This window comes from Pseudomonas sp. R3-41 (assembly GCF_054161485.1).
This window is the reverse complement of record NZ_CP096421.1, coordinates 831,528-851,988: the sequence shown is the minus strand read 5'-3', so window position 1 is coordinate 851,988 and position 20,461 is coordinate 831,528. Positions and strand designations below refer to the sequence as shown.

Here is a 20,461-nt window from a genome sequence, read left to right as displayed (position 1 = left end):
TGCATTGATGTAGACTGTGCAGCCGTCTTCGCGAGCAAGCCCGCTCCCACAGTGTGCTTGGGCGGGTGGTTTAGCGGTGGGTCGACGGCATGGCCGTGGGATCAACACGAACGGTACGCGCCTGGCTTGTAGAGCGTTCCCATTCCTTGGCATCGTGACTGCAAAAAATCTCGACATGCCCATTCTGGCCCGCCGCCAGTTCCCGCAGGCGATCCTGATTGCGCAGCCGTGCCGGGCGATAGGTGTCCATCATGTACTGATAGAACTTCAGCCCCGGCGGGCAACGCCGCTCGGGCTGATGGACTTCATCGTGGAAGAAATACGCATCGCCGGCATGGAGCATCCAGCCGTCCGGTGTCCTCAGGGCGATCCCGGCGTGGCCGGCGGTGTGGCCTTGGAGCGGGACCAGGAAAATGTCCTCTTCTTCCGCCCCGATCAACGCGCGCACCGAATCAAAACCGAACCACGTGTCACCGTCCGGGGCATAGAACTCCCAATTGTCGACGCCCTGCCACTGGCGCGCCTGGAATCGCCGTCGACTGATCCAGGTGTCGGCGCTACGCGCCATCGCCATCTCGTCGCGCATCACGTGAACCCGAGCCTGGGGAAAGTCCTGGAGCCCGCCGGCGTGATCGAAATCCAGGTGCGTCAGCAGGATATGCCGCACATCGCCGGTGTCGAAACCCAACCGGCGCACTTGCTCCAACGCGGTGAGGCGATGCTCGAACTTGATGTTGTTGAACGCCCGGAAGAATCGGCTAAGCCGTTCGGGCGTCTGGACATCCCGCTGGCCAAAACCGGTGTCCACCAGGACCAAGCCATTGTTGTCGGTTTCGATCAACAGGCAATGACACACCAGGCACGCCGTCAGCCCCCGACTGTAGCCATCGAACAACTTCCCACCCACGGGGCACATGCAACCGCAGTTCAGGTGATGGATACGCATGGGGGCCTCCTGTCACGAATGGCGTGCCGCTCTCGGGTTTTTCTTGGGCTCTTTAAAATCGACAGGGAGGGGGCGGGCGCAATTCCGCAAAGGCGACAGGCGGTGGGTATGCCTGGCGAGACATACACACCTGTGGGAGCGGGCTTGCTCGCGAAGACGGTGCATCAAGCGACACCAATGGTGACTGTGCCGCCGCCTTCGCGAGCAAGCCCGCTCCCACAGGGGGTCAGTGCTTAGTCCAGAAAATCAATCAAGAATCAAATGCGGCAAAAACCGGCTGGAATCCTTGGTGATCAGGCTGTTGTCTTCCCGCACACCGATGCCGGCGGCCTGGTCGCCGATGACCCACGAGCCGATCAGGGTGTAGCTGTCGTCGAACTTCGGCAGTGGCGCGAATTCCTGGAGGATGAACGGCGCGTCGGTGTAGGGGCCGTCTTCCTTGACGATCAAGCCGTCAGCGGTCTGCAGCTCGATGTTGGCGCCTTCCCGGGAAAAAAACGGCTTGCGCACCCAGCCTTTCGGCACCGCTTTGCTAGTGTCGGTGTCCAGGTGGGCGGCGAGCAGGTTCGGATGGCCTTTGTTGAATTCCCACAGCAGCGGCAGGATGCCTTTGTTGGAGATGATCGACTTCCAGGCCGGCTCGAAAAACTGCGTATCGCATTGAGCGATCGCTTCACCAAACGGCTCGTGGAAGATGAACTCCCACGCGTGCAACTTGAACAGGTGAGGAATCCAGCGCTCTTCCAGGTCGACGAAACGTCCGTCACTGTTGAGGCCGATGTCTTCGATATCGATGTGCCGCGATTCAATGCCGACTTTTTCCGCGATCAGGCGCAAGTAATCCGTGGTGCCTTTGTCTTCCACCGAGCCTTTCATCGAGGCGAAATAGAACGGCTCCTTGAGCTGCAACTGGGCGAAGGCCTGGTGCAGCTTGGTGTCGATGCTGTTGAACTGGTCGGCATGGGCCGGCAGCATGCCGCGTTCGATGCATTGCTCCAGCCACCCCCACTGGAACGCCGCCGCCTCGTAGAGGCTGGTCGGGGTGTCGTAGTTGAGTTCCAACAACTTGGCCGGGCCCGTGCCGTTGTAGGAGAAATCCATGCGCCCATACAGGTGCGGATGGCCTTCCAGCCATGACGTGCGCACCAGGTCGAAGAACGGCGCGGGAATGCTCAGGCGTTCCAGCAATTCTTCGCTCTGGACCACCCGGGCCACCAGGTCCATGCACATGTCATGGAGCTCGGTGGTCGGGTCTTCCAGATCGTCCTCGATCTGCTTGAGGGTGAACTGGTAGTACGCGCTTTCGTCCCAATAGGGTTCGTCGTCGATGGTATGGAACAGAAAGCCGAGTTGCTCGGCGGTCTGTTTCCAGTCAGGACGTTCTGCGCAATGGATCTTCTTCATGGCCCTCGTTCCTTAGCCGCCGGAGCTGCTCGAACCGCCCCAACCGCTGCGGGCACTGGACTTGCTGCCGAAGCCTCCGCGCGAGGTGGACGACGCGACGGCCATCGCCTTGCTGGTCTTGACGGAGTCGGTGTAGCTGCCATACCGCGCCTGGTTGGACTTGGTAAAGGTCGAGCCGCTGGAAACCCGCTGGCTGAGCGTCGAGGACCCAAAGTTGCCGCGGTCATCGCGGTAGCGGTAGACCGGCTCGGAGTAATAACTGCTGCGGTTGCCGCTCAACATGTTGCCGATCAGCAGCCCGGTCAGCAGGTTGCCAAAGCCTGAACCGCCGACGTTCGCTTCCGAAGCCGGCAACTGGGCCCGGGCGGCATCGACCTCGGACTGCGTGACTTCGCCATCGGCGTTCAGCTCGAAACCACCCAGCTTGGGCAGGAACTTGCCGGCCGAGTCCTGCTGGCACCAATCGGGCACGAAGTCGGCATCGCAATCGGCCTTGCTATCGTATACCGGCGCGATGCGACGATGCTCACCCATGGCGGTCATGTAGGCGGTGGAGCAAATGTCTACCGGCAGCTTTTCATCGACACATTCCTGGACGGACTGGAAGTTGTACTTCTTCTGCAACTTGTAGGTTTTTTCCGCAGGCCCGCAACCGGATATCGCCAGGGCGACCGACGCGGCCAGCGAGAGCTGGACGTACTTGCTTCGTTTCATCGGGATCTCCGTGGCGCAATCAGTTCGTGGAAGGCGTCATGCACGCGGCGTTCAACATGCCGACGCTGATGGCCACGGCGGCGATGTAGATACCCGCGGCGATTTCACCGTTCTTGATGCGCGCGGAAGCGCCCTTGAGCACCAGGCTGGTGACCAGAAACGCCAGCAACTGGACGACCGCGGCGATCACTGCCCAGACGACGAAGTCCAGCATGCTGATCGAGTAGGCGATCACGTTGCTGGCCGGAATGGCGAAACCGATGACGGCGCCGCCCAGGGCGATGGCTGCAGCCACGTTGCCCGAACGGATCAGTTCGAATTCCTTGTGCGGCGTGACGCGGGTGTAGATGAACTGGAACAGCGCGAACAGCACGGCGGCGCCGAGGATGTACATGACAAAGCCAAGCACGGCGGCTTTGTTCAGGGAAATGGAGAGCGCTTCAAGCATGGACTTCTTCCTTATTCAAAGAGTGTTCAGGTCAGTGGTGTACAGCGAAATACCCAGCGAAGTGCTCAGGCTGACAGTGCCTTCGGCGTCCTCTTCGACGGAAAACAACAGGAACTCCCGGCGATCCGTCAGGCCGGTGTCGCGGGCATACAGCATCGAACGGTGCTCGACGCTGTAGGACTCTTCCGGATTGCTTACGCGCTCGCTCAATCCCACCAGCTCGGTCTGGCCCGCCTCGGTGCCCCATTCGCGGCTGTACTCGACGCCGTCGTGGGTGTAGGTCGGCAAGCCGATCAGGCTTTCCGGGCCGGCCAGGCGACGCAATTCCGCTTCGCTGTTGATCGTGACGTAGCTGAGGTAGTTGAACAGGATCACCGACTCGACCTGCCCGGCGATGTCGCCGCTGGTGTGCACTTGCAGCCAGTAGTCTTCGTCGTTCATGTAGCAGCGCGACAGCCAGTTCGACTGCCCGAGGTCGACGATGCCCAGGCTCCAGATCTGTTGGTTGCCTGGGATGACCACGGCGGTGTTGCCGTCGAGCAGCAATTTGAGCGTGGCATCGAACATGACCTGCTTGCCGGAGGCCAGGCCCAGCGGCCCAACGACAGGCGCGCTATTGCTGGCTGTTGCGCTCGAATTCGGGGCCTCGAGCCCCATCAACTGTTTAAACCACCCCATGGGAAATTTCCTTGAGACGCGCCGAGGCGATATAGAAGAGTTCGCCGCCCACCACACGGGTGGCACCGGGCGGGTTGATCGACGGCTGGCGGGCACCCTGGGCGCGGTAACCGATCAGCGTAGCGTTGTGCTGCTCTTTCATCCGGATATAAAGGTCGCCAAACGTCGCTTCAAACGCTTCGGGCAGCTTCATCAGGTATTGCGTGGCGCCTTCGCCGACGCAGAGCAATTCATTGATGACCACCGATGAGCCCGGGTCCTGGGAGGCACGCACCAGCATTTCGATGGCCATGCTGGAGGTGCATTCCAGGCTCGGCGCATAGGCGCTGGCGAGGGCGGCCACTTCGCTGTCATTGAAATGGGCGACCACATGCCCGACAGGCCCCAGTCGATTGACCGCCAGCACGGTGGCCAGGGTCAGGTCGTCGGAATGGGTGCGCACCAGCACGCGTTCGGCACCTGGCACGCCGGCACGCTGCAACAGCGCGACGGAGGACAGGCTGTCGCCCTTGATGTAGGTGGCCTTGCCGGGCATGGGGTTTTCTTCGAGATCGCAATCGCAGATGACGATCAGGTTGTCATTGGACGTTTCGTCCTGCAGCAGCAGTTCGATGACCCGCTCGCTGGTGGCGCCCTCCCAACCGATGAGCACCGTGTGGCCGACCTTGCCGGTGAAATCGCCTTTGCCCTTCATGCCTTTTCTCCATACATCGATGACGCTGCTGGTGGTTTTGCCGATGACCGTCGTCAACAGGGCAATGCCCCCGAGCATGATCCAGGTCGCCACGAAAATCCGTCCGGCGGAGGTCTGTGGCAACAGATCGCCATAACCGACGGTGAGCGTGGTGGTGAGATAGAAGTAGATAAACGTGGCGGCGGCGATGAGGTGTTGCTCGCCCAACAGCACCAGGCCGATCCAGGCCGTGGACAGGTGCACGCCCAGCGCAATAGCCAGCCCCGCCCAACCGAAACGATGGAAGAAGGACGATGCGTACGTGCGCAACAAAAGGAAAATCGACATTGCGTCCCTGACTCCGTGGGGCTTGGTTCCTGGCGGGATCATCGCTCCGGCGCCTGGGGGCGCGAGCGTAGTGGCCGGACAGCATTAAACCTGTTGCGGGGCTTGGATAGAAGTACCTGCGTAACAATAAATCCGTGGCGTGCCACACCCTTGTGGCGAGGGAGCTTGCTCCCGCTGAGGCGCGAAGCGGCTCCAAAAGGGGCCTGCTGCGCAGTCCAGCGGGAGCAAGCTCCCTCGCCACAGGTTCAGTGCGCTCAGGGTGATGAGCGCACCTGCATGACTTACTCAGCCGATTTTTTCTTCAGGCGTTCCAGGATCGCATTGGCGCTGCCTTCGTTTGGCGTGATGCCGGCATCGCGCAGCTTGCGCTCCAGGTCAGAGCCGGTGGAAGCCTCGGCCAGTTCGTCTTGGGCTTGCAGTTCAGCGGCACGTTGTTGTTGCTTGGCTTGCAGGCGGTTGAGCGTACCGACGGCAGTTTCCAGCTTGCCATTGGCGCCGCCACTGGCGATCGAGGCGCTGACCTGGGCCTTCTGCACGCTTTCACGGGCCTTGGCCATGTCCACTTGCTGGCGCAGGCTCTTGATGCGGGCTTCGGCCTTGGTGATGTCCTTGCGCATGTTGTCCGCGTAACCGCCGAATTCGGTCGCGTGCTTTTGCTCGGCGTCCAGTTCGTTGGTCAGGGTCGAAATGGCTTCGGCCACTTCCAGCGCCAGGTCTTCGCGGTTGGCCTGGATCGCGGCCAGGGCCTTGGCTTCCAGGTCCTTGATCTTGGCGTTGTATTCGCCGACGCGATCGGTCGCCAGCTTGTGCTTGGCCATGATGGTGACCAGCTCACGCTTGGCGTTGGCCAGCGCGCTGTCGGCATCGCGGATTTCCTGGTCGAGGATGCGCAGGGCCTGTTGGTCGACGATCGATTCGCCGACTTCGTTGGCACCGCCACGCAGTGCGGTGAACAACTTGCTCCAGATGGACTGAGTCATTGGATGGTTCCTATTCGGCGAATTAGATGAAGAAGCGTTCGAAGGCTTCGCTGGCGCGCTGGACATTGTCGACGAGGGTTTTGACCTCGGTGACGACGTTGGTCAGGCTGGAGTCGGCGCTCAACGCACCGAACATGTTGTAGACCACCTGTCCGTTGGGCATGGTCTCGATGCCGATGGACGACAGCGGGAACATTTCCCGACTGCGCAACACCGCGTCGTTGAAGGCCGCCACATCGCTGATCGACTCGACGTCCACCAGCACGGTATCGACGATGATCTGGTCGCCGACCACGGCGATGTAGATGGGCAAGCCACCGAAGTCATTCATTTCCAGCTTGATGCTGGACTCGGAGCCTTGGACGAGGGAGAGGGTGATGTCGTTCGCGACCACTTCGTCCAGGGCCTGAAGGGCGCTGTAGAGGCGATCGATGTTCCAGTTATTACCTGCGCTCATGTAATCCTCCGACATGAATGAGCCAGCCAGAATCGGTTGGCGTAGCTGTTTCTCCATTTGCTTGAGCAGGCTTCTGTTTTCGGGAAGCACCCAAGTCTCGTGTTTCACATACCCGGCGGCACTCAAGCCCGCGCGCATCTGCTTCATGTAGAAGCTCGACGGTTTTTTCGCCGAGGGTTTGGCGCGCTCTCCCGTGCGGCTCGCTGGATCGGTCACAGACCCGTCAGGCGGATCTGATGGAGAGCTGGTTGGCATGGTACTGACCCCACTGTGAAAAACTCACGCGTGATAAACACTACAGGCACTTTCCGAACCCCACAATAGCTCACGCGTGAGATTTTTTATTGCAGCCCATCCAACCCTGTGGGAGCGAGCCTGCTCGCGAAATCGGTGGATCAGCTTGCATTGATGCTGAATGTGCCACCGTCTTCGCGAGCAGGCTCGCTCCCACAGGAGGTTTCGAGTGTCACAGATCAGACGTTCGCCACAGTTCCTCTGTGGGAGCGGGCTTGCTCGCGAAATCGGCGGGTCAGCTTGCATTGATGTTGAATGTGCCGCCGTCTTCGCGAGCAAGCCCGCTCCCACATTAGGGGATCTCCACAGGCTGCTACCTCAGCTTTGGCTGCTGATAGGCGGCTTACGGGTAGCTAAAGCTTTTGACCAACGTCAGCTCCCCCACCGCCCGCATCGGCACGACGAAGGTTTCCATTTTCTCGTTCGGCGTGCCCTCTTCGGTGATCACGGTGACCTGCGCGGTGGTCAAGGCTTGTTGCGCCTGCGCCACGGACTCACCCTCTTCGCCGTCCTCCTCACTGCGATAACCGCCGCCGTAGTAATTCACATACACCAGGTACTGGCCCTTGATCGGCGCGGGCATGGCGAAGATTTCCGGGCCGTAGCCGGTGGTGACGTCGACGTCGAGGGCCGCGCCGTTGGCGACGGCGCGGTCGCCGTACCAGATGTGCGCGCCATCGGGGGTGACCAGGTGCAGGTCCAGGTCGGTGCCGTCGCTGTCCCACGTCAGCAGCACCCGCAGCTTGGCCGGGGTGGCGCCGCCGCTGGTGTTGAGAAACTGCGTGCGGTGGCGCTGCTGTCCATCGGCGCTGCGCACTTCAACGCTGTTGCTGCCGTTGGGGAACGAGAACGGCCGGTCGAAGCGACCTTCTTCATCCAGTTTCAGCGGCAGGCTGACGCCGTTGACGATCAACTGGCCCGGCGCGTTGCTGTCTTTGGGCGCACCCTTGATCTGCCCGGTAATGCGCGCAGTGTCGGCCTGGCCCGGAGGCGTGTTGACCGACGAGGCTGGGTAATTGACGGTTTGGCTGAAGCTTTCGCCTTCCCCCCCCGGCGCACCGCTGCGCCAGCCGCCAATGGGGGTGTCGAGCTTTATAGAGTCGGCGGCCATGGCCGGTGATAACGCGGTCAGGGCGCAGAGCAACAGCAAGACCTGTGGATAACGGAGTGTCATGGTCTATTCCAGCAAGAGGTGACGGGCGAGCCCTTCGATATAGGTTTCGTCCTGGCCGTTGGGGTGAGCTTCGAAGGCCAGGTGCAAATATTCATGTGTCAGGTCGAGACGGTCTTGCAGCGACAGCACGCCGCGCACGTAGATGCGCTGGCGTTCGCGGTCGACATACGGCCGGCCGAAGGCGACGCGGCAGACGGCGAAAGCGCTGATTTCGTTGTAGCCGACTTCACTTTCCAGCCGCTCGCGCCAGCCCCGGCGCTGCTTCAGCAGCCAGTCCTGGGCGGCGGGCAGCGCTTCGCAGGACGCCACCGGGTTGTCCCAACGGCTGAGGCTGGCGCGCGGGTAGGCGTGCAGCAGGATGGCGTCGTAGCGTTGGCCAGCGTTGGCCTGCTCCACGGCTTGCGCCCAGGACAGTTTGTCCGGGCCCGCCTGGTCGGAGTGGTAGGTGACATCGGTGCCGGCCAAGACCAGGTCGCTGGTCCAGGCGGCAATGGCCCGGGTTCCAGGCGCCGCCGGGCGTGGCGCGACGCGCTGGCGATGGCTGCTGTCGTCGATGCTCAGGCAATCACCGTTGCGTTGGGCGTTTTGCAGCAGATACGTGCGAATCGCCACCGCCAGGGCCTTGGCGGCTTCGGCGGGCTCTGCCTTGGCTTCGCGCTGCAAGACCCGGGCGACGTACTCCTCGCGGTCCAGGCGCGCCACCAGCTTGCCGGGCAGCAGGAACAGCTCGCCATCGCTGTGGATGTCCAGTTGGTTGCCGTTGGTGAATTCGACGCGGTAGTCACCGCGCAGTTGACCCGGTGTGGCCGGCCGCTCGCCGGCCATCACCCGTTGCAACGGATAACGGGCAAACAGATCGACTTCCACGCAGCGCCCGGTGTCCGCCGGCCAGCGGGACGGCAACGCCGCCGCCAGACCTTCACCGTAAACCTTGAGGACCTGCTGGCTGGTGCCACGGCCACCGGCCCACACCGGCGTGCCGTCAGACAGCCAACCGGCAAAACCGCCCTGCCGCGAGGAAGGCCCCTGGTCGCCCAACCAGCTCCAGGTCTTGACCCGCAGGCGGCTGCCCAACTCACCGACCAGCCGCCCGTCCGCCGCCCCGAGGACCACGTCCAACAGCACCCGACGGGCCTGGTCCTGGGCCGGCAGCATGGCCAGGGCCTTGAGCAATCCCGCGACCGGTACTTGCGTCTGGGGTTGCAGCGCTGGCAGGTCCAACAACCAGGCCGGCGCCTGGCGGGTCTGCCAGTAATCGCGCCAATTCGAGGCCGATAGCCCGAGCCGCTGCGGCTCGAAATACAAACCGCAGGACTTCACCAGCGCCTGGTCACGACCGATGCTCTGCCCGGGATTGCAGCAATAGACTTCTTCCTTCGACTCGCCGCGGCACTCATACACCGGTTCGCGAGCGTTGGTGTCCACCAGCCAGGCGTAGACAAACAGTTTCCACAGGCTGCCCAACGGTGCCTGCAACGTGTCGGGCAATGGCTGGCGATCCAGCACCTGGGTTTGATTCACCCGCAGCAATTGACCGTCGAAGGCCAGGCGCAACGGCTCGTCCTGCGCTGTCGCCAGCGCAGGAATCAAGCACAACCACCACCAACCCCAAGGCCTGCGCATGTCAGTTGACCGTCACCTGACCGAGCGCCGGTTTCTGTTCGCGAGCCTGATTCTGTGGTGCATAGACCTGGGTGAAGCGCACCGGCGGCAAGGTGAACTGGCCTTTCTGGGAGAAGCGCACCAAGTGCCGCAGGCGCAGCTCGCCACTGAGGGCGTCCAGCGGTATCGCATAGGCCATCTGGCCCGGCTCGAAGCGCGCCTTTTCCAGGGACGTCGGCTCGCTGTCGGCCTTGCCCATCAACTGGATGCCCCAGGTGGTGCGTTCCACGTCGGCGCCCGGCGGCAACGGTACTTCGAGCATGCCGTAGCGCAGTGGCGTCGGAGCCTTGCTGTTGATGATCACTTCATCCAGGTAGAGGCTGTCGCTGGACAACGGTTTGTTGCCCACGGCTTCGAGCTTGAAGGTGAAGGCCTCGTCGCCCGGCACCAAGCGCGACAGGCGCCGGGTGATCGACACGGCCATCGGTGCCACCGGCGCTTGCTGGCTCTGGAAGCTCAATGCCGCTTGCAGTGGACGCTCCTCGGCACCGTTCAGGGTCAGCATCGTTGGAAGCTGCGCGCCCTGCCATTGCCAGTAGGTTTCACCGGTCGCGCCTTGCTTGGCAACCCAGCCTTCGCCCGGCGCCAGGGCCACGGCCGGCGCGGCCTGTTCGATGCTGCGTTGCAACCAGGTCAGGGCCAGCGCCCGTTCCAGGGTGGACTGCTGCGGCAGCACGCGCTCCAGCAGTGCCGTGGCGCGGGCTTGATCGAAGCTCTGCAGCGACAGCAGCAAAGCCTCGACGAAAGGCTGCGAGCTCAGCTCCAGTTGCTGTTGCGCGGCGTCGGCCTGGCGGCTGAAGGCTGCGGGCAACGGCACCTTCGCCTGCTTGGCGAGGGATGCGGTCAGGACACGGGCGCTGGCCAGGCCAAGGGCGGAGTCCGGCGCATACATGACCAGGCTGTCTTCGCCGCTGTCCAGCACGCTCTCGGTGCTGTCTTCACTGGCTTTCGCCAGGTCGTCCATCAAGCCACTGAGCAAGGTATTCACCGGCAGTTGCATCTGCTTGGCGAACGACAGGATCAACGCACGTTGCAGCAGCGGTGTATCCGCTGCCTCCTTGGCGTAGACCTCCAACACCCGCTGCCAGTGTTCCGGCGGCAGGCTCAGGTCCAGGGCCTGGCTGGCGTGCCAGTCGGCGTAATAGGCATAGGCGGTGAGGAAGGCATCTGGCTCACCGTCCTGGCCCCACCAGGTGAAGCTCGCCGACGGCCCGGCCATCTGCACCAGGCGCAAGCGGCTGTTCTGCATGATCAAGCGCAAGCGGTCGCGGATCTGCGGATTCGACGCCAGGGTCGGATAGGCGATGCTCAACGGCAACAGGCGGCTGGCGGTCTGCTCGACGCCACCGTAGGGGTAGCTCAGCAGGTCATCCAGGGCCGAACGGAACAACGCTTGCGGGCTGTCATCCAGGCGCAGGCGAATATCGCTGGCGTCGGTCGGCAAGGTCAGCGGTGTGTCGCCACTGGCCACATCAAGGCGCTGGCTCTGGGTCACTTGCCAGCCGTTGCCGCTGGCGTTCAGGTGCATGGCCAGGGCGTCCTGGGTTTCGCCGTTCAATTGCAACTGCACGGTCAAGTCGCCGCTGCTCAATTCCAGGGCCGGCAGCGCCACGTAGTTGATGCCGTTTTTCAGCTCCGCCACCACGCGCTGTTCAGCACCGGCGTAACGGATCAGCAGCTCGGCCTTCAGGGTTTTTTCCGATTGGCTGAAGGCGAACAGGCCCAGTTGCGGCTTGTCGCCCGTGCGGAAGCGGGTCGGGCCGCTCCACTTCAGGTACAGCGGTTTTTCCGACGCAATGAACTGCTTCTTCTGGCCGACTTGGCCGTCGTCAGCGATCGCCTTGGCCGTGATGCGCCAGCGGGTCAGCGAGTCCGGCATCTTGAAGGTGAAGCGGGCCTTGCCGTTGGCGTCGGTGACCAGCTCCGGTTGCCAGGCAGCGGTGTCGACGTCTTCACGCCGTGGCCGCTCCAGCACCTTGACCCCCCGCTCGCTACGGTTGGCCTTGCCCGGCGCGCCGGGGCTACCTGGCAGCGCCACGTCATAGCTGATGAACGACAGGCTGGCACTGGTGCGCACGTTGTTGCGACGCGGGTGATAGAAGAACTGGTCGATGGTCGGCGCCACTTCCGGTTGCAGGGCGTAGACCATCTCATCGACCACGCTGACCGTCAGGTGCGCCGGGATCGCCTTGCCGGCGAACTGGGTGCTCAGGTCCACGGTCACCGTGTCGCCCGGACGATAGGTGGCTTTGTCGGTGACGACAGCCACATCGATCTGCGGCGTGATCACCTTGATGCCGGCGTTCTGGAAGCTGTACTGGCCGCCCTTGGTGTACAGCACCGAGAACGTCAGGTTGGGCGCAAAGCTATCCTTCACGGCAATGCGCGCGCGGTATTGGGTGTCGCTGAGCTTTTCCATCTTCAGCCAGTCGCCACCCTTGGACAGCAGCGCCGTGGCCTCGACCTTGTCCCGCTCAAGCGACAGCAACGCATCGCTGACCGGCTCGGGAAAGGTGATCAGCGCCAGCGCTTCGTCACCGGTCTTGTACTCAGGCTTGTCGAAGACAATCTCGACCGTGCCCGGCACGGCCTTGATGCCTTCACCGGTCACCGCGTGGGCGGCCGCACCGATGACCCGACCGTGGTCGTCCTTGAGCGTCAGGTTGTAGGTGCCGGGACGCTCGAAGGTCAGGCTGAAGCCCTTGTCCTTGGCCGCCAGCTTGCCTTCGCCGGTGCTCTGGTCTTCCAGGCGCACCCAGGCGTAGCTGCCGGGTGTCACAGCCTTGGCCTGTTCGGTGCCGCCTTCGTTGGCGTAGCTGAACGACACCTTCTGGCCGGCGGCGCTGAACCGCTGGGGAGCGCTCAGGCGGAAATTCGCCGCGCCACGGTCGATGAGGATTTCCTTGGTGGTCTTGACCCGATACGCCGCGCCATCGCTGGCGAACACGGTGAGCGTGTAGCGGCTCGGCTTGTCGGCGGCCGGCAGGTCGAGGGTCGCGTTGCCCTTGGCATCGGTGGTCACTTCGCTGCTGGTCAGTTCCACCGGGAATTGCCCCAGGTATTGCAGCTCGTTATCGACCATCGACAGTTGCTGGGCCCGCAGGCTCAGGCTCACCGTGGCATTCACCACCGGCTTGCCGTCCGGGTACAGCAGCACGAGGTTGCCCTTGACCGGCTCGCCAGTGCGGTAATCCTGCTTGGCCAGGTTCAGGGCGATCTCGAAGTGCGGCTTGATGTATTCGGCCACGCGAAAGGCGCTGCTGTAGAGCTGGTCCTTGTAACTGAAGCGCAGCTCATAACCACCGGCCACGGCGTTTTCCGGCAATTGGAAACGGCCTTGGGTGCCGGCCTTGGAGTCGAGCTTCAGGGCCAGGGTTTGCAGCGCGGTGCCGGTGGCGTCGAGGACGCTGACATTGACGTCGGCGGCGGTCGGTTGCACCGAGTCACGGGCGTTCTTGAACTCGCGACCGACGATTTTCAGCGACACCCAATCCCCCGGCCGGTACAGCGGCCGGTCGGTGAAGGCATACAGCTTGGTGTCGTAGATTTCGCTGTCGTAGTAGAAGTTTTCCGAAACGAATACGCCGCCCTCCTCGTCCTCACCAATGACGAACGAACGCTCCGGGCTGACGTGCTTGAGGCGCAGCAGGCCGTCTTCATCGGTGGCACCGCTGCTCATCACGCCCAGGCCGTCGGTCCACAGCACGTTGACCTTGGGCACCGAACGCCCTTCATGCTTGCGTGCGGCCCAGACCAGCAATTCATCGCCGGCAATCTTGCTCACGGCCACCGTGTTGGAGACGAAGACCATGGTGGTCGCGCGGTATTTGCCGATCAGCGCTTCCACCAGGTACAGGCCTGGCTTCAACTGGCCCAGCGGCACGTAGACGTTGCCCGGAGCGACGCTGACGAACTCGCTGGACGAACCCGCCAGGTTGACCCCCGCCGGCGGCTGGATCGGCTTGGCCTGCCACAGCGGATAACGGAACTGGCTGACCACCGGCAAGCCCGGAATCAAGGCGAATTGGGCCGGTGCCTCGTACGGGGTCGGCGCGACCAGGGCGTCGCCGATCCTAAGTTCCGGCACTTGCTCGGTGACGTGCTGGCGCGATTCGTAGGAGAACGCCCGTTGCATCACTCGACGGGACTTGCGGTACCAGTTGTCCCACAGGTACGCGAGGGTGTTCGACAGGCCTTCGCCCTTGAACTGGCCGTCGCTGACCACGCGGTGCAGGTTTTTCTGGCGCTTGAGGAACTCCAGCGGTTTTTCGATGCGATAGACGCGGATGTCGGCGCCGCCGTAGGGTTCCATGCGGTACCGACGGTAGTCGCGGCCCGGCGCTTCGAGGCGAACCATGGCCTGTTCGTCGCTGGCAAAACTGCTGTCGGCCAGCAGGAAAAAGCTTTCGCCGGACACCGGCGTGTAGCCGCTGGGCTCCACCGTGTCTTCGGCATTAACCAGAGGTGCCAGCAACAGGGCGAACAGCAGGGGCAGTTTTGAACACAAGCGCAGCATGCGGGCACCGGTCATTGGGAGAGAAAGTTGAGTCGATAGACGCCGATGAAGTTGGGGTTGGCTGCGTCGGGTATCCATCGGGTGTCCTTCCAGTTCATGAGTTGTTGCAGGCTTGCGGAGCGCATGCCGTTGTCGGTAGGGGTTGTGGTGCCGGTGTGATAGGCGATGTAGCGGCCCATCCAGATCATCAAGTGCTGGTCATCGCCCTGATCGAAGAACATCAGGTCGCCGGGGCGGGCCTGGGCGACATCGCGGCCCACCAGGCGACTGTTGAACTGGATCAGCTTGATGGCGTTGACGTAGGGCCCGACCTTGCCGCCGCCCTGCTGCCACTGCTGGGCGAGGCGCCGTTGCGCATCGCTGAGGGGCAGTTCCGGGGGCAGGTAGCGATTGGACAGGCCATTGCTGCGCAGCCATTTTTCATCGTGGACCTTCAGGGCTTCGTTGGCAGCGAAACGCACCAGCCCGGCGCAATCCTGCTGGTACCAGCGTGGGCTCGGGCCTTTGGTCAGCTGTTCCTGGGCAATGCGCACGAACCAGGCGCGAAAGACCTGGGACTGCTGCACGTCCAACGCCGGCGCCTCGACGGCACGCGCCGGCCCGCCGAGCAGCAGCGCCAGCAGCAGCGTCAACGCAGGGTTGCGGATCAGTGCGGTCACAGCGCTTTCCATTCCAGCGGCAGCCACTGCCAATGGCCGTCCGGCTCGCTGCCCGCGGGCAAGGTCAGGGCGTATTTGCCGTAGCCGCCGAGGGTGCGCAGTTTCGGGATCAGGTAGGTTTGCGCGGCGTTGTAGAACACCGGCTCCATGTCCTGGGGCAGGCTGTCGAGGGTTTCGCGCTGCATCAGTTGCGCCATGGAATCCGGGCCGAAGTAGACCGGCATCAGCAGGTCTTGGGGCACCACCTCGGCCATGGGCGGGAAGCGCTTGTCGAGGGTGCCGAGGGCCTTGTCCACCAATTTGTCGTCGAGGGAGAACAGCAAGGTCGAGCCATGACGGGCCAGGCTGACCCGCAGGAACGCCTTGCCGGTAATCGCTTCGGGTTGCTCGGCTTCCTTGGCCGAATAGGGCCCGAAGTTGGAGCTGACCTGGCGTTGCCATTGGTGAGTCGAACCTGCTTGCTTTTCCACTACCGGGAAAGCGTGTTCGGCGACGTTGTTTTCATAGGCGCCGACCATCGAACCGAACAGGTTGCCCAGGTCGGCGTCGAGCTTGCCGTCATCGTCATTCAGGCTTGCCACCAACAGCGGCGTGTACAGCCGCGAATCGGCGTACCAGCACAGGCCGGCGGCACCGGTCACATGATCGACCATGGCCTGGGCGGCTTTTTCGTCGGCGCCCAGTTTCACCAGCAATGGTTTCTGCTGCTCGGCGGCCAGGGGCAAGGCCACGCAAGCGCTGGCACCCATGGGCATGGCTTGCCAGATTGGCTTGAAGTCGAAGTCCGGCTGGTTTTCCTGCTCGTCCAGGGCCAGGAAGCTGTGCCAGCCCTTGTCGTCCATGTCGAAGCGCAAGCCGGCGAAGTTCGGGATGAACCGCTGGTAGCCCATGGCGAGCACGCTGGCGTTGACCGAAATGCGTTGCTTGACCTCCGGCGCCTTGGTCGGCAGGCCAAAGGCTTCAGGGAACAGTTTTTCGCCGTTGAGCAAGGCCGCCAGGGCGGTCGTCGAAACGCTGCCCGGCTCAACCGCCGACCCGCTGGCCGGGTCGTACAGCTTGGTCGGGTTGGACAGCACGACCAGTTTGTCGCCGTGGGAGGCGAAGGCCAGGGATTTGCTGGCGTTGTAGCTGAGCTGGTAAAGCGCGACGTCGTCACCGCCGACCTTGAGGTCGCTGAGCTTGCTCAGTTGCGTGTCATCCAAGGCGACTTTCGCCAACGGCTCCAGCACCTTTGCCAGGCCGCCGCGATCCATCACCAATAGGAAATCCTTGAGGCGACCGTCCGCACCGCGCCACAACGCGACGTCGGCCGGCTGGTCGAAAAGCGCTTCGATCAGGCTGTCCTGCAGCTTGAGGTCATGCTCGTAGATGATCCGGCGCAGGCTGCCGATCAGCCCGAGACGGTCGGCGTGGGCTTCGTAATAGAAGACGAAATCCTCGGTGAGCGTGGCCTTGAGGAACGGCACCGCCAACAGGTCCTTGGGCAACTGGCTCAGGGAATGGGTCTCGAGCAAGCCGTCGGGACGGCTCAGGCCGAGTTTTTCCAATGCCAACGCCATGGGCGGCGCCTTGGGCTTGTTGATGAACCAGCCCAGCCCGGCGGCCACACCGGCGACCAGGCACAGCCCGATCAGTATCGCCGGCCAGCGGCGCACAGGTTTGGCGACAGGTGTCGGCGTGGTCGGGGAAGCAGTGTTGTCGCTCATATTCACAAGGGCCTGTTCATCCGTGGAGCGGATTTAGTAGTTGAAAGTCTTGACCAGCAACAGATCGCCAATGGCGCGCAGGGGCACGACAAAGGTCTCGCGTTTTTCATCGACGGTGTTTTCGTTGAGCACCAGGTTGATCTGCGAGGTGATCACCTCGTTCTGGTTGCTGGTCTCATCGAAGTTGTAGCCGCCGCTGCCGTAGTTGCCCCAATAGTTCACGTAGACCAGGTAGATGCCGTGCATCGGCGCGGTCATGGTGAACATCTCAGGGCCGGGACCGTCGACGCCATCCGGGTCGAGGCCGCCGCCGTTGGTCAGCGCCGGGCGACTGAAGAAGGCATGTTGGCCGTCGGGTGTGACGATATGCAGGTCGAGCTCGGCCTTGGGGTCGTCCCAGCCCAGCACCACGCGGATCTGCGCCGGGGTGCGCAGGTTGTTGGCTTCATAGAATTGCACGCGCTTGAGGGACTGGCCTTCGGAGCTGCGCACCTCGACGCTGTTGGAGCCGGCGCCGAACGCATACGGCCGGGCGAACCGTCCTTCGTCGTCGGTATAGAGATTCAGTGGATTGCCGTTGACCGCCAGGCTGTGGGGCTGGCGCGCCGTGCCCATCGCCTTGATTTGCCCTTCGATCATCGTGCGGTTGCGCTGGATGCCGCGGTCGATGGGTGGCGTGGGATACGCGACTTGAGGGTTTTCCGTACGATCGAGCAAGCCGCTGTAGCGCCAGCCGCCCACCGGCTCCGACATTTCAGCCGAAGGCGCGGCCCACGCCAACGGCGCACCGAGCAACACGATCAATAAAGAAAGAAAACGCACGTATGCCTCCTGCCATGCACGACGCAACCCGGCGCCCTTCCAGGGCGCTGCTTGTAATTATTCGGGTTTCGTCTGAGGGCCCCGTTACAAGGCAATGCTGTTCACTTAAGGCAATCGATAAACCCGTGGCGAGGGAGCTTGCTCCCGCTGGGCCGCGAAGCGGCCCCAAAACCTGCCAATTGCGGCGTATCAGACACACCGCACCCGCCGGTTTACGACTGCTTCGCAGCCGAGCGGGAGCAAGCTCCCTCGCCACAGGGTCATCATTCTTCTTAAGTGAACGGCATTGCCGTTACAAGGGGCCGTAGATGGCGCGAAGAGTAGCCATTTGACGGATTTTTCACAATCGGGGAACACGCGATTCTGTGTGGGAAATCACGTACTGGGAGAGGTGTGAGCCGAATAGGGGATTTATTCGGCTCACGAAATGAGCCGAATAGCGCTATTATTCGGCTCATTCATATCTGGACAGGCTCATGGCACCTCATTGGCTCTGGCAACAGCCCGATTGGCCCGACTTCCACTGGCAAGCTGAAGCATTGGCACCGCTGCTGCGAGAATGCGTGCAGGCCCAAGGTCAATTGCTTGGCATGACGGGCACGGTCACGGCTTCGCTAAGCGCCCAGAACGAACTGGATGCCTTGCTGCAAAACATCGTGACCTCCTCGGCCATCGAAGGAGAACAATTGAATGTGGGTTCGGTGCGCTCGTCCTTGGCTCGCCGACTGGGCCTGGAGCCCGTCGACGATAATCCCGCCAGCCCACGCAGCGAGGGCTTGGCGAATCTGTTGCTGGACGCAACCCGGCATTTCAACCAGCCGCTGACTGTCGAGCGCTTGCTGGATTGGCACGAGTGGCTGTTTCCTGATCAAACCAACGATCTGGCTCATCGGCAGATCCGCGTCGACACGCTACGCGCCGATGAACCGATGCAAGTGGTCTCGGGCAGGCTGGACCGACCTACCGTTCACTTCGAAGCCCCCCCGCGCAAGGGTATTGAAGAGCAGTTGCAGCGGTTTGTCGACTGGTTCGAGGCGAGCCGTCATCAGGTCGATCTCGACCCGTTGCTGCGAGCCGGCATCGCTCATTTCTGGTTTGTCACCCTGCACCCATTCGACGATGGCAATGGCCGCCTGACCCGCACCCTGACCGACCTGGCATTGGCCCAGGGCGAGGCCCAGGCGATCCGCTTCTACGCCATGTCCGCAAGCATCCTGGATGACCGCGCCGGTTATTACCGAATCCTTGAAAACAGCCAGAAGGCCACGCTGGATATCACCGCCTGGCTGACCTGGTTTCTGCAAACGCTGTTGCGCAGCCTGCACACCGCGATGGCGCAAATCGAAAGCGTGCTGGGCAAGACACGGTTCTGGCAGGCCCATCGCGCCTCAGCTCTCACCCCTGAACAGACCAAAGTGCTTAACCGGCTACTCGATGGAGATAAAAAAGGGTTCGAACAGGGGATCAGTGCCGCTCAATACCAGGCCGTGGCCAAGGTCTCAAAGGCGACGGCCACGCGACACCTGGCGGAACTGCTGGAAAAAGGCTGCCTGGAGCGGATGCCCGGTGGCGGACGCAGCACCCGGTACAGAATCAACTATCCAGACAACTGAATACCGATTGTGGCGAGGGAGCTTGCTCCCGCTGGGCTGCGCAGCAGCCCCAAACCCGCCGGGTCGATCCAGTTTGCGACCGCTGCGCGCTCGAGCGGGAGCAAGCTCCCTCGCCACAAAAGCACTGGATCACAGCCCGCGTTACCCCGCCCTGATTTGCCCGAACACCCCATGTCTGCTAGTGTCGCGCCGGTTTAACAGTCAACCGGAATAGCCGCCATGGCCCGCAAAAAAGCTGCACTGGATTTCGAACAATCTCTGGCCGACCTGCAAACGCTGGTCGAACGCCTGGAGAACGGCGAATTGTCGCTGGAAGACTCGCTGACCGCCTTCGAGCAGGGTATCGGCTTGACTCGCGACTGCCAGGCGGCGCTGGCCCAGGCCGAGCAGAAGGTGCAATTGCTGCTCGAACGCGACGGTGAACTGACCGAAGAGCCTTTCGACGCGGAACAACCTGAATGATCGGCGCGTATCAGGCCAGCAGCCAGGCCCGGGTCAATGCTGCACTGGATACTTTGTTCAGCGCCCCGAGCCCAGAACTGGCGCGCCTGTACGAAGCCATGCGCTACAGCGTGATGAACGGCGGCAAACGTGTACGGCCGCTGCTGGCCTATGCCGCGTGCGAAGCCTTGGGCGGCCAGGCCGAACAGGCCAACGGCGCCGCCTGCGCGGTGGAACTGATCCATGCCTATTCGCTGGTGCACGACGATCTGCCGGCCATGGACGATGACGACCTGCGCCGCGGCCAGCCGACCACTCACAAGCAATTCGACGAAGCCTGCGCGATCCTGGCTGGCGACGGCTTGCAGAGCCTGGCCTTTAGCGCACTGCTGGACCCGGCCCTGAGCGATTGCCCAGCGCAGGTTCGCCTGGACATGGTCAGCGCCCTGGCGTTGGCGGCAGGCCCTGCCGGAATGGTCGGCGGCCAGGCCATCGACCTGGGCTCGGTGGGCCTGAAGCTGGACCAGGGCGCGCTGGAATACATGCACCGGCACAAGACCGGTGCCTTGATCGAAGCCAGCGTCAAACTCGGCGCCCTGGCCAGCGGTCGGGCCACCCCCGCACAACTGCAAGCCTTGCAGACCTACGCCCGGGCCATCGGCCTGGCGTTCCAGGTGCAGGACGACATCCTTGACGTCGAAAGCGATACCCAGACCCTGGGCAAACGCCAGGGCGCAGATATCGCGCGCGACAAGCCGACCTACCCGGCCCTGCTCGGCCTCGACGCGGCCAAGGCCTATGCCCTGGAGTTGCGCGACCAGGCCCTGGCCGCGCTGCGACCCTTTGACGCGGCGGCAGAGCCGTTGCGCGACTTGGCGCGTTATATCGTCGAACGACGCAGCTGATACAAGGTCAACCCTAAAGAT

The 20,461-nt window shown here is 62.8% G+C and carries 17 protein-coding genes and 1 pseudogene; 4 read left to right on the top strand and 14 right to left on the bottom strand.

The window, feature by feature from the left end:
* Positions 1-70 precede the first annotated feature (70 nt).
* The 13 genes from M1D99_RS03880 to M1D99_RS03820 form a co-directional block, all read right to left on the bottom strand.
* Positions 71-946 carry an MBL fold metallo-hydrolase gene (locus tag M1D99_RS03880; RefSeq protein WP_434574075.1) on the bottom strand — a complete coding sequence of 292 codons (876 nt, stop codon included), beginning with the start codon at positions 944-946 and terminating at the stop codon, positions 71-73.
* A gap of 246 nt (positions 947-1,192) precedes the next feature.
* Positions 1,193-2,350 carry a glutathionylspermidine synthase family protein gene (locus tag M1D99_RS03875; RefSeq protein WP_186729655.1) on the bottom strand — a complete coding sequence of 386 codons (1,158 nt, stop codon included), beginning with the start codon at positions 2,348-2,350 and terminating at the stop codon, positions 1,193-1,195.
* Between the two features lie 12 nt (positions 2,351-2,362).
* Complete coding sequence (locus tag M1D99_RS03870) at positions 2,363-3,064, bottom strand: DUF1190 domain-containing protein (RefSeq protein WP_186729654.1); 702 nt, start codon at positions 3,062-3,064, stop codon at positions 2,363-2,365.
* Between the two features lie 19 nt (positions 3,065-3,083).
* Positions 3,084-3,512, bottom strand: coding sequence for a DUF350 domain-containing protein (locus M1D99_RS03865; RefSeq protein ID WP_014340424.1), 429 nt, complete (start codon positions 3,510-3,512; stop codon positions 3,084-3,086).
* Between the two features lie 15 nt (positions 3,513-3,527).
* Positions 3,528-4,190 (bottom strand): DUF2491 family protein, encoded by a 663-nt coding sequence (locus M1D99_RS03860; RefSeq protein ID WP_458131393.1) that lies wholly within the window; start codon positions 4,188-4,190, stop codon positions 3,528-3,530.
* Complete coding sequence (locus tag M1D99_RS03855) at positions 4,177-5,211, bottom strand: ion channel (RefSeq protein WP_434704060.1); 1,035 nt, start codon at positions 5,209-5,211, stop codon at positions 4,177-4,179. Before M1D99_RS03855 ends, M1D99_RS03860 begins: the two co-directional genes overlap by 14 nt.
* A 281-nt stretch (positions 5,212-5,492) precedes the next feature.
* The gene (locus tag M1D99_RS03850) at positions 5,493-6,191 is read right to left on the bottom strand and encodes a PspA/IM30 family protein (RefSeq protein ID WP_186710531.1); all 699 of its coding nucleotides are present in this window, start codon (positions 6,189-6,191) and stop codon (positions 5,493-5,495) included.
* 22 nt (positions 6,192-6,213) lie between these two features.
* The gene (locus M1D99_RS03845) at positions 6,214-6,795 is read right to left on the bottom strand and encodes a YjfI family protein (protein ID WP_250962602.1); all 582 of its coding nucleotides are present in this window, start codon (positions 6,793-6,795) and stop codon (positions 6,214-6,216) included.
* Between the two features lie 490 nt (positions 6,796-7,285).
* On the bottom strand, positions 7,286-8,116 hold the full coding sequence (locus tag M1D99_RS03840) for a YfaP family protein (RefSeq protein WP_186710535.1): 831 nt from the start codon (positions 8,114-8,116) through the stop codon (positions 7,286-7,288).
* A gap of 3 nt (positions 8,117-8,119) precedes the next feature.
* The gene (locus tag M1D99_RS03835) at positions 8,120-9,739 is read right to left on the bottom strand and encodes a DUF2300 domain-containing protein (RefSeq protein WP_458131392.1); all 1,620 of its coding nucleotides are present in this window, start codon (positions 9,737-9,739) and stop codon (positions 8,120-8,122) included.
* 1 nt (position 9,740) lies between these two features.
* Positions 9,741-14,309: an alpha-2-macroglobulin family protein gene (locus M1D99_RS03830; protein WP_458132114.1), complete on the bottom strand. Its 4,569-nt coding sequence runs from the start codon at positions 14,307-14,309 to the stop codon at positions 9,741-9,743.
* Entirely contained in the window at positions 14,306-14,965 is a 660-nt protein-coding gene (locus M1D99_RS03825) for a DUF1175 domain-containing protein (protein ID WP_186710539.1), read from the bottom strand. Before M1D99_RS03825 ends, M1D99_RS03830 begins: the two co-directional genes overlap by 4 nt.
* On the bottom strand, positions 14,950-16,029 hold the full coding sequence (locus M1D99_RS03820) for a DUF2138 family protein (protein WP_434574063.1): 1,080 nt from the start codon (positions 16,027-16,029) through the stop codon (positions 14,950-14,952). Before M1D99_RS03820 ends, M1D99_RS03825 begins: the two co-directional genes overlap by 16 nt.
* Before the next feature lie 42 nt (positions 16,030-16,071).
* On the opposite strand from M1D99_RS03820, the pseudogene M1D99_RS03815 reads away from it, so the two are divergent.
* Positions 16,072-16,178: pseudogene (locus M1D99_RS03815) on the top strand.
* Between the two features lie 514 nt (positions 16,179-16,692).
* Here the strand turns inward: M1D99_RS03815 and M1D99_RS03810 are convergent.
* Complete coding sequence (locus M1D99_RS03810; protein ID WP_458131391.1) at positions 16,693-17,481, bottom strand: YfaP family protein; 789 nt, start codon at positions 17,479-17,481, stop codon at positions 16,693-16,695.
* Between the two features lie 476 nt (positions 17,482-17,957).
* Here M1D99_RS03810 and M1D99_RS03805 point away from each other — a divergent pair, with 476 nt between their 5' ends.
* From M1D99_RS03805 to ispA, 3 genes are all read left to right on the top strand, one after another.
* Entirely contained in the window at positions 17,958-19,094 is a 1,137-nt protein-coding gene (locus tag M1D99_RS03805; RefSeq protein WP_458131390.1) for a Fic family protein, read from the top strand.
* 219 nt (positions 19,095-19,313) lie between these two features.
* Positions 19,314-19,556 (top strand): exodeoxyribonuclease VII small subunit, encoded by a 243-nt coding sequence (locus tag M1D99_RS03800; protein ID WP_003185917.1) that lies wholly within the window; start codon positions 19,314-19,316, stop codon positions 19,554-19,556.
* A complete protein-coding gene (ispA, locus tag M1D99_RS03795) occupies positions 19,553-20,440 on the top strand; it encodes a (2E,6E)-farnesyl diphosphate synthase (RefSeq protein ID WP_186707676.1) in 888 nt (295 codons plus the stop codon). The genes M1D99_RS03800 and ispA overlap by 4 nt, the downstream gene beginning before the upstream one ends.
* The last annotated feature ends 21 nt before the right edge of the window (positions 20,441-20,461 follow it).